The sequence below is a fragment of the Streptomyces sp. MMG1533 genome (genome assembly GCF_001279775.1).
Taxonomy (GTDB): Bacteria; Actinomycetota; Actinomycetes; order Streptomycetales; family Streptomycetaceae; genus Streptomyces.
Genome location: NZ_LGDG01000216.1, coordinates 80,681 through 93,539, shown reverse-complemented (window position 1 = coordinate 93,539; position 12,859 = coordinate 80,681). Strand labels below are relative to the sequence as shown.

Annotated in this window: 11 protein-coding genes and 1 riboswitch; all 11 genes read left to right on the top strand. The window is 71.0% G+C overall.

What is annotated here, in order from left to right:
* The coding region (locus ADK57_RS23495) for an N-6 DNA methylase (protein WP_053751507.1) at positions 1–1,730 on the top strand (1,730 nt) is incomplete at its 5' end.
* Positions 1,731–1,884: 154 nt separating this feature from the next.
* Entirely contained in the window at positions 1,885–2,535 is a 651-nt protein-coding gene (locus ADK57_RS23490) for a hypothetical protein (RefSeq protein WP_053751495.1), read from the top strand.
* A 44-nt stretch (positions 2,536–2,579) separates the two neighbouring features.
* Positions 2,580–4,067: a serine/threonine-protein kinase gene (locus ADK57_RS23485; protein WP_199830665.1), complete on the top strand. Its 1,488-nt coding sequence runs from the start codon at positions 2,580–2,582 to the stop codon at positions 4,065–4,067.
* A 162-nt stretch (positions 4,068–4,229) separates the two neighbouring features.
* Positions 4,230–5,057 (top strand): glycoside hydrolase domain-containing protein, encoded by an 828-nt coding sequence (locus ADK57_RS23480; protein ID WP_053751493.1) that lies wholly within the window; start codon positions 4,230–4,232, stop codon positions 5,055–5,057.
* A 145-nt stretch (positions 5,058–5,202) separates the two neighbouring features.
* On the top strand, positions 5,203–5,847 hold the full coding sequence (locus ADK57_RS23475; protein ID WP_053751492.1) for a SurA N-terminal domain-containing protein: 645 nt from the start codon (positions 5,203–5,205) through the stop codon (positions 5,845–5,847).
* 179 nt (positions 5,848–6,026) lie between these two features.
* Complete coding sequence (locus ADK57_RS23470) at positions 6,027–7,079, top strand: nucleoside triphosphate pyrophosphohydrolase (protein WP_053751491.1); 1,053 nt, start codon at positions 6,027–6,029, stop codon at positions 7,077–7,079.
* 63 nt (positions 7,080–7,142) lie between these two features.
* Positions 7,143–8,432, top strand: a complete 1,290-nt coding sequence (locus ADK57_RS23465) for a cytochrome P450 family protein (protein WP_053751490.1) — start codon at positions 7,143–7,145, stop codon at positions 8,430–8,432.
* Between the two features lie 150 nt (positions 8,433–8,582).
* Positions 8,583–9,596, top strand: coding sequence for a transglycosylase family protein (locus tag ADK57_RS23460; RefSeq protein WP_053751489.1), 1,014 nt, complete (start codon positions 8,583–8,585; stop codon positions 9,594–9,596).
* Positions 9,597–9,778: 182 nt separating this feature from the next.
* A riboswitch (cyclic di-AMP (ydaO/yuaA leader) is annotated at positions 9,779–9,947 on the top strand.
* A 3-nt stretch (positions 9,948–9,950) separates the two neighbouring features.
* Positions 9,951–10,652, top strand: coding sequence for a transglycosylase family protein (locus tag ADK57_RS23455; RefSeq protein ID WP_053751488.1), 702 nt, complete (start codon positions 9,951–9,953; stop codon positions 10,650–10,652).
* A 327-nt stretch (positions 10,653–10,979) separates the two neighbouring features.
* Positions 10,980–12,260 (top strand): phosphopyruvate hydratase, encoded by a 1,281-nt coding sequence (gene eno, locus ADK57_RS23450; protein WP_420711886.1) that lies wholly within the window; start codon positions 10,980–10,982, stop codon positions 12,258–12,260.
* Positions 12,261–12,362: 102 nt separating this feature from the next.
* The gene (locus ADK57_RS23445) at positions 12,363–12,839 is read left to right on the top strand and encodes an FtsB family cell division protein (protein ID WP_053751486.1); all 477 of its coding nucleotides are present in this window, start codon (positions 12,363–12,365) and stop codon (positions 12,837–12,839) included.
* Positions 12,840–12,859: the final 20 nt, after the last annotated feature.

Below are 12,859 nucleotides of genomic sequence, written 5' to 3'. Positions count from 1 at the left end.
GGGAAAACGCCTGGGGGGGCGAAACCCCCGGCGGGGCGGCAAATCCTGGGGGCCGCCTAAGATCCGTCGCGCGCGCAATCACCGCCCCCGCCGTGAACACCACCCCCGCCCTCCACGCCCCGAGCGGCCCCGCCCTCCTCCCCTCCGTCCCCCTCCTCCGCGGCGCCGCCGAGCTCGCCGCCGAGCTGGGGGCCCGCCAGACGTTCGAGTTCCTGCTGGGCCGGCACCTCGACGCCAACCCGCGCCAGTACACGCTCACCCCCGCCGAACTCGCCGGTCTCATGGCCGACCTCGCCGGCCCCGCACGCACCGTCCTCGACCCGGCCTGCGGCACCGGCGCCCTGCTGCGCGCCGTGACCCCGCGGCCCGACCAGGAGCTGTACGCCCAGGACAGCGCCCCCGACCTCGCCGCGCTCACCGCGCTCCGGCTCGCGCTGCACGCCGGGGTGACCGTGCGCGCCGCCGCCGGCGACACCCTGCGCGCCGACGCCCACCCCGGGCTGCAGGCCGACGTCGTGCTGTGCCACCCGCCGTTCAACGAGCGCAACTGGGGGCACGACGAACTCGCCTACGACCCTCGCTGGGAGTACGGCTTCCCGGCGCGCAACGAGTCCGAGCTGGCCTGGGTGCAGCACGCGCTCGCCCGCCTCAAGGACGGCGGCACCGCCGTCCTCCTCATGCCGCCCGCCGCGGCCTCCCGCCGTTCCGGCCGCCGTATCCGCGCCGACCTGCTGCGCCGCGGCGCGCTGCGCGCCGTCCTGGCACTGCCGGTCGGCGCGGCACCGCCGAACAACATCCCGCTTCACCTGTGGGTGCTGCGCCGCCCCGAGAAGGCGCCCGCGCAGCCCGAGGTGCTGCTCGCCGACGCGGGGCAGTTCGCGACCGAGGGACGTGGCGGGCCGGACTGGCGGTCGGTGCGGGAGGCCGTACTCGACGCCTGGCGTGCCTTCGACAAGGCCGGTCGTCTCGACGAACGGCCGGGCCTGGCGCGCTCCGTGCCCGTCATCGAACTCCTCGACGACGACGTGGACTTGGCCCCGGCCCGCCACCTCCCGCCCGCGACGGCGGCCGACGGCGCCGAGGCGCTCACCGCGGTGCGCGAGCGCCTCGGCGAGACCCTGCGCCTGACCTCCGACCTCACCCCGCCGCCCGCGGCCGGCGCACGGCCCGCGCGCTGGCCGCTCACCACCGTCGGCGAACTCGCGCGCGGGGGCGCCCTGGCGATGCGTACCGGCGGAACCGGCGGCCACGCGCGCGTGCCCGTCCTCACCGACCACGACGTCCTCGCCGGAACCGCCCCCTCGGGGACGCTGCCCGAGAGCGACGAGGAGGCCGTCCTCACGGCGGCGGGCGACGTCGTGGTGCCGGTGCTCGGCGGCGGCTCCGTGACGCGCGTGATCGACGACGCCACGGCGGGCGCGGCCCTGGGGCGCAACCTTGTGCTCCTGCGCCCCGATCCCACGGCGCTCGACCCGTGGTTCCTCGCCGGCTTCCTGCGCGGCACCGCCAACAACCGCCAGGCCAGCAGTTACGCGTCCACCGCCGCCCGCCTCGACGTGCGCCGCCTCCAGCTGCCGCGCCTCCCGCTCGACGAGCAACTGCGCTACGGCGCGCGCTTCCGCGCCCTCGACGACTTCGAGCGGGCGCTCAGGCAGGCGGGCCGGCTCGGGGAGCAGCTCGTGCGCGGAATGTACGACGGCCTGACGGACGGGACGGTCGCGCCAGGCTGAAGAGGAGTGAGCGGAGTGACCAGCATGACAACGGTTCGGTACAACCCAGGACCGCTTGTCCGTGTCGGCCTATACGCTCGAAGCGACAATCGTGCGACCGGCGTTGCCCGACGCCGGCCGCCTTGTGCGTCCACCTCAGACACCAGGAGCTGTCATGCATGGCCACGGCTACACGCAGCCGGTGAAGCAGCCGCCCCCGACGGGGTGGCTGGTCTTCCTGCGCGTGCTGTTCGTGGCGATGTCGTTCCTCACCATCGGCATCCTGGCCTGGACGATGCTGCTGCGCCTGGCGATCGTCACACGCAAGGGGCTCGACTGGGGCCTGTTCGTGGCCTCGTTCGTGGCCGACGTGCTCGCGCTCGTGCTGCTCGGCACCGAGTCCGGCGACGAGGTCCACACCGTGGGTGGCTGGACGGGGATGGCCCTGCTCCTCGGCGGGCTCGTGGCGGTGACCGCGTACTACCTCGCGGCGGACGTACGCCACTTCCACCAGCTCCGCTACGGCCCCTACGCACCACAGCCCGCGCCCGCACCGGCGTACGGCTACCCGCAGCCCACCGCGTCGTCGCCGTCGCCGTACACCGCGACGACCGTGCCGCAGACGCCCCAGCCGACCCCGGCCCCGCACACACCGCCCCCGATGTCCCGGACGCCCGTGCCGCAGCCGCCCCTGCCCACCACCCCGCCGCCCCAGCGCCCCGCGCCCGCCCGCATCGACCAGGTGCGCGCCGAGCTCGACGAGCTCAGTGACTACCTGCGCCGACAGGACGGCCACCACGACGGCAACCACGAGGGCGGAAGGTGAGCGTGACGACAGGGCGTGTCGTCGCCGGCCGCTATGAACTGTCCATGCTCATCGGGCAGGGCGGCATGGGCCAGGTCTGGACGGCCTACGACCAGCGGCTCGACCGGCGCGTGGCGGTCAAGCTGCTGCGCCCCGACAAGGTGGCCGGCCAGGAGGCCGACGAGCTGCGCCGCCGCTTCGTGCGCGAGTGCCGGGTGACCGCGCAGGTCGACCACCCCGGCCTGGTCACGGTCCATGACGCGGGCAGCGCGGGCGAGGAGCTGTTCCTCGTCATGCAGTACGTCGACGGCGCCGACCTCTCCGACCACCTCGCCGAGCACGACCCGTACCCGTGGCAGTGGGCGGTCGCGGTCGCCGCGCAACTGTGCGCGGTGCTGAGCGCCGTGCACGCCGTGCCGATCGTCCACCGCGACCTCAAGCCGCGCAACGTGATGGTGAAGCAGGACGGCACGGTCACCGTCCTCGACCTCGGCGTCGCCTCCGTCATGGACACCGACACCACCCGCCTCACGCACACCGGTTCGCCCATCGGCTCGCCCGCCTACATGGCCCCCGAGCAGGCGATGGGCGGCGCCGTCGGCCCGTACACCGACCTGTACGCCCTCGGCGTACTCCTGCACGAACTCCTCAGCGGAGACGTCCCGTTCGCGGGCTCGACGGCCCTCGGCGTGCTGCACCGGCACCTGTACGAGCCCCCGTTGCCGGTGCGCCGGCTGCGCCCCGAAGTGCCAGAGCCGCTGGAAGCGCTCGTGCTGCGCCTGCTCGCCAAGGACCCGCAGCACCGCCCGGCCTCCGCGCAGGACGTGTACGAGGACCTGGCGCTGCTCCTTCCCGCGCGCGGGATGCCCACGGGAGCGCCCCTCGACCCGACCCGCCCCTTCCTGCGCCCGCACGCCCCCTGGCCGGACCGCGCGCGCACGCCCGCGCCCCAGCCGGCCCCCGCCACACCCGTGGCGCCCGCCGCCGAGAAGCCGGACGTCGCCCGGGCCGTCGACGAGGTCAAGCGCCTCCTGGGCGAGGGCCGCATCACCCAGGCCGTCGACATCCTCGGCGCGATCCTGCCCGCCGCCGCCGAACAGCACGGCGAGCACTCCCCGGTCGTCCGCACCCTGCGCAAGCAGTACGCGGCCACCCTCATGGACGACGGCCAGTACCGGCGCGCGCTGCCCGAACTGCGCCGCCTCGCCGAAGAACGCGCCGCCGAGGCCGGCCAGTCCGACCCCCAGTCGCTCCGCTTCCGCTACGAGGCCGCCCAGTGCCTGGAGCAGCTCGGCGAACCGGCGGCGGCGCTCGCCGAGTACCGCGCGCTGCTGCCGTACTACGAGAACCAGTACGTGGCCGGCGACCCGGAGCTCGCCCACGACGTCCGCCGCCGCATCGGCCACCTCCTCCTCGCCCTCGGCGACCGCGCCGCCGCCCACGACACGTTGGTCCGGCTGCTGCACGACGCGGAGCGACTGCACGGACCCGGGCACCCCTTCGCGGCGGAGATCCGCCGGACACTGGAGTGGCTCGGACAGGTGCGCGGCTAGATTTTGCCGTGCCCTGAGAGATCCTTGTGAGCCTCTGGGGGCGGTGTTTCCCGAACGCGTAAGCGGTGCGGGTTAGGTTGCGATCCGCTTCACGCGCGGCGCGCGCCCCTGCGCGCGCCCGTCCTGAGGCAACTCGTCGCACAACCAGGGGTGGGGTCACGCATGTCCGGTCATCGTCAGTCCAAGAAGCGCAGACACCTCACGTGGGGTGTCGCGGGAGTCGCCGTCGTCGCCGGCGCCGGCATCGCCGCGCAGACCTCCACGGCCGCCACGACCTGGCCCGCGCAGCGCACGTACACCGGCCGCGCCTTCGACACCTGCGCCGCGCCCTCCCTCTCCGCGATGAAGGCCTGGCACACCGGCTTCTACGGCGCCGCCGCCGTCTACGTCGGCGGCAAGAACAGGGGCTGCTCCCAGCCCAACCTCACCGCCTCCTGGGTGAAGTCGGTCAGCACCGTCGGCTGGAAGCTCATCCCGATCTACGTCGGCGCCCAGCCGCCCTGCCAGACGGGCTCCAGCCCCGAGAAGATCACCGCGAGCACCGCCGCCTCCCTCGGCGCGAGCGACGCCGCCGACGCCGTGGCCAAGGCGTCCGCGCTCGGCATGAAGGCGGGCAGCCCGGTCTACCTCGACATGGAGTCGTACGACATCACGAACAAGGCGTGCAACGACGCCGTCCTCACCTACGTGCGCGCCTTCGACAAGGCCCTGCACGCCAAGACGTACCGCGCCGGCTACTACGGCTTCACCAGCTCCAGCGCCAAGGCGATCGCGAACGCCACCGACAAGACCGATCTCCCCGGCAACATGTGGTACGCCCTGTGGGACAAGCAGAACACCACGACCGCGGACTGGCCGTTCGGGGCGACCCAGTTCACGAATCACAGCCGCGGCCACCAGTACATGGTCAACAGCAAGGAGAGCCGCGGCGGCTACACGATCACCGTGGACCGGGACGCTTGGGACGCCCCGGTGGCGATCACCGGCTGACGGCCGAGGCCCCGGGGAAGGCGCGGCGGTGCCCGAAGTCCTGGTGAATCGTTGGTCGAATGGGTTGGCCAGAGCTTGCCCACTGCCTACCATCGATCACCGCAAGACCTTGTGCACCGCCGCACAAACTCCTCGGGAGGCTTCCTTGCACCGCCGCCGTCGCACCGCGCTCCTCCTCTCCGCCGCGATCATCGCGGCCCCCCTTCTCACCGCCTGCGGAAACGATGCGCATCCCGGCGCGGCAGCCGTCGTCGGCGGTCAGCGGATCACCGTCGCCCAGCTGGAGAACCGGGTGAACGAGGTGCGCGCGGCGCAGCGGGCGGCGGTGCCGGACGACGCGCAGTACGAGCAGGCCATCGCCAAGACCGGCACCCTCTCCCGCGACACCCTGCACAACATGATCCTGGAGCGGGTGCTGCAGCGCGCCGCCCAGGACGCGGGCGTGACGGTCAGCCGCAAGGAGATCCAGCAGATGCGCAGCGGCCTGGAGCAGCAGACCGGCGGCTCCGAGGCACTGGAAGCGGCCTGGCTGCAGCAGTACGGCATCGCCCCCGAGCGCCTCGACGAGAACCTCCGCCTCCAGCTGGAGGCCCAGAAGCTCGCGGCCGGCCTCGGCACCGACACCGGCGACCCCGCCTTCTGGAACGCCCTGGCCAAGGCGTCCAAGGAACTGAACGTCGACCTCAACCCGCGCTACGGCGCCTGGGACGTGGAGAAGAGCAGCCGCGTCGACACGAAGACGCCGTGGGTACGGGACGTCACGGTCGCGGGGACGCAGCAGACGACGTGAGGCGGGGCCGGGGCGGGCAAGGCCGGGCCGGGAGAAGTGACGGTACGGCGCGATCGTGTCCGGCCCTGTGAACGGACGGTCCCTGTGAACGGACGGTCGGCGATCATACGATCGCACTGCCGTCCCTGGCCTGTGGACAACCTGATCGCTTCGCCGACCGGGTGCGTTAGCTTCGAATCGTGAACGCAACCAGCCCCGAAGCCGCCACCGGCCGCATCGTCCTCCTCACCACCAGCCACCGCGTCGCGCCAGGCCTGCTGTCCTGGCCCGCCTGGCAGGCACTGCACGCCGCCGAGCGGGTGCTGTGCGCGGACGGCGCCCACCCGCAGCTGCCCTACCTGCGCGAGGCGGGGATAACGGTCGACGAGGCGTCCCCGACCGCCGAGGAACTGGTCGACGCGTGCGCCGGCGGACAGACCGTCGTCGTGGTCGCCACCGGCGAGGGCGAGCCGACCCTCACGGACGGCCTGGCACGCCTCGCGGGCTCCGGCCGCGTCCACATGCCCGACCTGGAGCTGCTCCCCGCCTCCTACGACCTCCCCGGCGCCCGCCTCCTCGACCTCGTCCAGGTCATGGACCGCATCCGCGCCGAGTGCCCGTGGTCCTCCCAGCAGACCCACAAGGGCCTCGCGAAGTACGGCATCGAGGAGGCGTACGAACTCGTCGAGGCCATCGAGGAGGGCGACCGCGACGAACTCCGCGAGGAACTCGGCGACGTCCTGCTCCAGGTCGTCTTCCACGCCCGCATCGCCGAGGAAGGCCGCCCGGAGGACGGGGCCGCCCCCTTTTCCATCGACGACGTCGCCGGCGGCATCGTCACCAAGCTCATCCACCGCCACCCGCACGTCTTCGGCGACGAGAGGGCCACGACCCCCGAAGAGGTCAAGGAACACTGGCTGCGCACGAAGCAGATAGAGAAGCGCCGCGAATCGGTGACAGACGGCGTCCCCCTCGGCCAGCCGGGCCTCGCGCTGGCGGCGAAGCTGGCCTCACGCGTCCGCACGGCAGGCCTGGACGTCCCGCTCCCGACCGGCGAGGGCATCGGCTACGAACTGCTCGCGCTGGCGGTCCGTGCGGAAGCGGCGGGGGTGGATCCGGAGGCGGCGTTGCGGGCGGCGGCGCGGACATACCGGGACGCGATCAGGCAGACGGAGACGGGGCCGGAGACGGGGCCGGAGACGGAGACGGGGCCGGAAGGGAAGCGAGAGGGGGAAGGCGATACGAGGAGTTGACCCGGGCGCCCAGCCGGGAGGCAATCGGAAGGCCCTCGCCGGGAAGCCAGCTACCGTCAAGGAGTGACCGACCAGACCGCCCCAACCAGCCCTGCCCCGGAACTCTTCACCTGGGAGTTCGCGACGGACCCCTACCCCGCCTACGCCTGGCTCCGCGAAAACGCCCCCGTCCACAAAACCGAACTCCCCAGCGGCGTGGAGGCCTGGCTGGTCACCCGCTACGTCGACGCCAAGCAGGCCCTCGCCGACCAGCGCCTCTCCAAGAACCCGGCGCACCACGACGAGCCCGCGCACGCCAAGGGCAAGACCGGCATCCCCGGCGAGCGCAAGGCCGAGCTGATGACGCATCTGCTCAACATCGACCCGCCGGACCACACGAGGCTTCGCCGGCTCGTCTCCAAAGCGTTCACCCCGAGACGCGTCGCCGAGTTCGCGCCCCGCGTGCAGGAGTTGACCGACCAACTCATCGACCAGTTCGTCGACAAGGGCAGCGCCGATCTCATCCACGACTTCGCCTTTCCGCTCCCCATCTACGCCATCTGCGACCTGCTCGGCGTCCCCCGCGAGGACCAGGACGACTTCCGGGACTGGGCGGGCATGATGATCCGTCACGGCGGAGGCCCGCGGGGCGGTGTGGCGCGGTCGGTGAAGAAGATGCGCGGCTATCTCGCCGAGCTCATCCACCGCAAGCGCGAAGCTCTCTCCGCCGAGGCAACGCCCGGTGAGGACCTCATCTCCGGTCTCATCCGCGCTTCCGACCACGGCGAGCACCTCACCGAGAACGAGGCCGCGGCCATGGCCTTCATCCTCCTCTTCGCAGGTTTCGAGACGACCGTCAATCTCATCGGAAACGGCACCTACGCCCTCCTCAGCCACCCCGAGCAGCGAGACCGACTCCAGAAGGCCCTCGCCGCCGACGACACGGCGCTGCTCGAGAGCGGCGTGGAGGAACTCCTCCGTTACGACGGTCCCGTCGAGCTCGCCACCTGGAGGTTCGCCACCGGGCCGCTCAGCATCGGCGGGCAGGACATCGCGGTGGGCGACCCCGTCCTCGTCGTACTCGCCGCAGCGGACCGGGATCCGGAGCGGTTCGCCGATCCGGACACCCTCGACCTCTCCCGCCGCGACAACCAGCACCTCGGATACGGCCACGGTATCCACTACTGCCTTGGAGCCCCCCTCGCCCGACTGGAGGGCCAGACCGCGCTCGCCACGCTTCTCACCCGCCTCCCCGACCTGCAACTCGCGGTGGATTCGGCCGATTTGCGGTGGCGGGGCGGACTCATCATGCGCGGACTGCGTACGTTGCCCGTCGAGTTCACGCCGCGTGGTCGACTTCTCTCACCTGCGTAAAGGTGACGCGCCCTCAACTCTGTGATCTTCACGTGATCTACGCGGCATTAACTTGTGACAAGTGTTCGACTGCCTATACGTTCACGGATCAGCGCGGTGCCGAGCCTCACCCGCCGCGCCGGTCACTGTTGTCTTGTGAAAGGTTTCCGCATGCTCTCCGGGAACGGCCGCCATCGTCGCCCCCGCCAGGCTCCGGCCATCCTCGTTGCGGCCGGAGTGACCGGCTCCGCCATCGCGATCCCGCTCCTCGGTGCCACCGGCGCCAGTGCGGCGACCGGCACCACGTGGGACCAGGTGGCGAACTGCGAGACGGGCGGCTCCTGGAGCGAGAACGAGGGTGACGGGTACTACGGCGGCCTCCACATCGCCCAGGAGGACTGGGAGCAGTACGGCGGCCTCGACTACGCCTCGCGTGCCGACCAGGCCAGCCGCAACCAGCAGATAGCCGTCGCCGAGAAGATCCTCGCGGACCAGGGTGTCGGCTACTGGTCCACCTGCGGCCTGCTCAACGGGCTCAGCAAGGACTCCGCGGCTGCCGACGTCGACACGGGTGTGTCGGACGGGGCGGCGTCAGGTGCGGATGAATCGTCCGACTCGTCAGGTTTGTCCGACTCCTCCGGGTCGTCGGCGGACTCGTCCTCGGACGCGCCCTCGTCGTCCGCGTCGCCTTCCCCGTCCGACTCCGACGACCGGTCGAATTCGTCCGGCAAGGCCGACAAGTCGGCCAAGTCCGACGCATCGTCCGATTCCGGCTCGGACTCCGGTGACTCACAGGACTCCGACAGTAATTCCACAGCCGCGGCGAACCAGGACGACTCGGACAACTCCTGGCGGGAGGGCGGCTCTTCGGCGCTCGTCGACACCGGCGCCCTCGGTGCGGGCAAGCATCGCGGCGACAGTGCCGACGAGACCGCTGACGAGACCGCCGCCGACGCTGGTGCCACCGGTGCCGAGAGCGGAACCTCCGCCGGTCGTCACGCCGCCCGCGCGGACTCGTACACCGTCCGCGCCGGAGACACTCTCGCGTCCATCGCCGACTCCCTTGACCTCCAGGGCGGGTGGCGTGAGCTCTATGCCGAGAACAAGAAGGCGATCGGCGCCGACCCGAGCGTGATCGTGCCCGGTCAGACCCTCACTGTCGGTACCGAATCGGGCCAAAACTAGCGGGAGTTAGCGCCGCACTTCGCACTGAATGTCCGGTTTGGTGAAAGTGTGGGATGAGTCTCAGAAGCCCTGATCGTCTTTGAAATTCCGCGGATCGCGTGTCTACGGTCGGGACCGCTCGCCAATGCGAGCCCCGGCCGCCGCAACGCCGAATCCTGCCAGCGGCTGCCCGGGAACAGTCGTCGCGTCAAGCGCCGTAGGCAGGAGCGGGGGACCCAAGGTAGGCGCCGGAACCAGCAGTTGAAGCTGGCTCCGGCTTGGGGTGAAGCCATGTCCCGCAAGGGACGTGGCCGGGCAACTCAACCGGCCCGAACCCGACAGCTCACCTCGCAGGCGTCGGTGAGGGGATCCACCATGCTGTTTTCCGGCAAGGGCAAGCACCGCCGTCCTTCCAAGGCCACCCGTGCCATCGCCATCGCCGGTGTCACCGGCGCCGCCGTCGCCGCCCCGCTGATGGCGGCCGGCAACGCCTCCGCCGCCACCGCCTCCGAGTGGGACACCGTCGCCCAGTGCGAGTCCGGCGGCAACTGGTCCATCAACACCGGCAACGGCTACTACGGCGGTCTGCAGTTCTCCGCCTCCACCTGGTCCGCGTACGGCGGCACGCAGTACGCCTCCACCGCCGACCAGGCCTCCAAGTCCCAGCAGATCGCGGTCGCCGAGAAGGTCCTCGCCGCCCAGGGCAAGGGCGCCTGGCCGAACTGCGGCACCGGCCTGTCGAGCTCTGCCTACAACGGCAGCACCGACACCTCCTCGAACAGCTCCAGCGGCTCCGGCAGCTCGGACAGCGGCTCCTCGGACACCACGCGTTCGACCGAGCAGCAGGCGTCCCGTTCCGCGGACCGTCCGGCCGCGAAGAAGACCGTCACCACCCCGACCGGCAAGAAGGTCAAGAAGGGCGACGGCGAGTACAAGGTCGTCAAGGGTGACACCCTCAGCTCCATAGCCGAGGAGCACGACGTCAAGGGCGGCTGGGCGAAGCTGTTCGAGCTGAACAAGGACATCGTCGAGGACGCCAACCTCATCTACCCGGGCCAGCAGCTGCACCTGAAGTGATACGCGGCTCGTAGCCGAACCACAGTGCCCTCACGTACGTGACCTCCATAGTGGAGGCCTCGTGAGGGTCACCCCCCGTCCCCACGGGCTCCCCGCTCCGGTGCGTCTTCCCCCGTACGCACCGGGGCGGGGCTTTTCTCGTGCGTGCCCCGTTGTCGCGCGGGCCCCTTTGTCCGGATGTCTTTGTTCCGTTCGGAAACAATTTACTCTCGGTTCTGTCCATCGGGTGGTCGACCGGCTGGCCGATCGCCCGGAGCCGGTTAGGCTCGTCTCGCAGAACCCACCGCGGTCCTGCCGACCCGCGTCACATTGAAGAAGGAGATGCTCGTGCCGTCCATCGACGTCGTCGTAGCCCGGGAAATCCTGGACTCCCGAGGCAACCCCACGGTCGAGGTCGAGGTCGGCCTCGACGACGGCAGCACCGGCCGTGCCGCCGTTCCGTCCGGCGCCTCCACGGGCGCCTTCGAGGCCATCGAGCTCCGCGACGGTGACCCCAACCGCTATCTCGGCAAGGGTGTCGAGAAGGCCGTCCTCGCCGTGATCGAGCAGATCGGCCCGGAGCTCGTCGGCTACGACGCCACCGAGCAGCGCCTGATCGACCAGGCGATGTTCGACCTGGACGCCACCGACAACAAGGGCTCGCTCGGCGCCAACGCCATCCTCGGCGTCTCCCTCGCCGTGGCCCACGCCGCCTCCGAGGCCAGCGACCTCCCGCTCTTCCGCTACCTGGGCGGCCCGAACGCGCACCTGCTGCCGGTGCCGATGATGAACATCCTGAACGGCGGCTCGCACGCCGACACCAACGTGGACATCCAGGAGTTCATGATCGCCCCGATCGGCGCGGAGACCTTCTCCGAGGCCCTGCGCTGGGGCGCCGAGATCTACCACACCCTCAAGAAGGTGCTGAAGCGCAAGGGCCTGAACACCGGCCTCGGCGACGAGGGCGGCTTCGCCCCGAACCTCGGCTCCAACCGCGACGCCCTCGACCTCATCCTCGAGGCCGTCAAGGAAGCCGGTTACACCCCCGGCGAGCAGATCGGCCTCGCGCTCGACGTGGCCGCCTCCGAGTTCTACAAGGACGGCGTCTACCTCTTCGAGGGCAAGGAGCGCTCCGCTGCCGAGATGACGGAGTACTACGCCGAGCTCGTCGCGGACTACCCGCTCGTCTCCATCGAGGACCCGCTGTTCGAGGACGACTGGGCCGGCTGGAAGACCATCACCGACCAGCTCGGCGACAAGGTCCAGCTCGTCGGCGACGACCTGTTCGTCACCAACCCGGAGCGTCTGGCCCGCGGCATCGAGGAGGGCGCCGCCAACGCCCTGCTCGTCAAGGTCAACCAGATCGGCTCGCTGACCGAGACCCTGGACGCCGTCGAGATGGCCCAGCGCAACGGCTTCAAGTGCATGATGTCCCACCGCTCCGGCGAGACCGAGGACGTCACCATCGCCGACCTCGCCGTCGCCGTGAACTGCGGCCAGATCAAGACCGGTGCCCCGGCCCGCTCGGACCGCGTCGCCAAGTACAACCAGCTGCTGCGCATCGAGGAGATCCTCGACGACGCCGCGGTGTACGCCGGCCGCAGCGCCTTCCCGCGCTTCAAGGGCTGACCCAACCAGGGTTAAGCCTTAGCCAGTCGTACGTACGTCCCCGTACCGGTCCCGTACCGTGTGCGGGGACGTACGCACGTGTGAGACGGGAGGCGGGGAAACATGGCCGTGAAGGACCGGGACCGTTTCTCCACCACGACCAGGATCAAGCTGCTCGGCGAGCAGACCGCGGCCCGCGTCTACCGCTCCCAGACCAAGCGGCAGGCCCGCCGCTCCCGGCTCACCGGCCGGGCCGCGCTCCTCGCCCTGGTCCTGTGCACGCTGATCGTGGCCCTGGCCTATCCCATAAGGCAGTACGTCTCCCAGCGCGCCGAGATCGCCGACCTCGAGCAGCAGCAGGAGCAGGCCCGGCAGCGGGTCGAGCAGCTGCGCGACCTCAAGGCACGCTGGCAGGACGACGCGTACGCGCAGCAGCAGATCCGGTTGCGGCTGCACTATGTGATGCCGGGGGAGACGGGTTACATCGTCATCGGCCCGGACGCGGCCAAGCAGTCGCGCGCCGACCTCGGGGCGGCCGACCGCCCCTGGTACGCGAACGTCTGGGACGGCGTCGACAAGTCCGACGCCTCCGACCAGTGAACTGACCGATAGAAAGACAG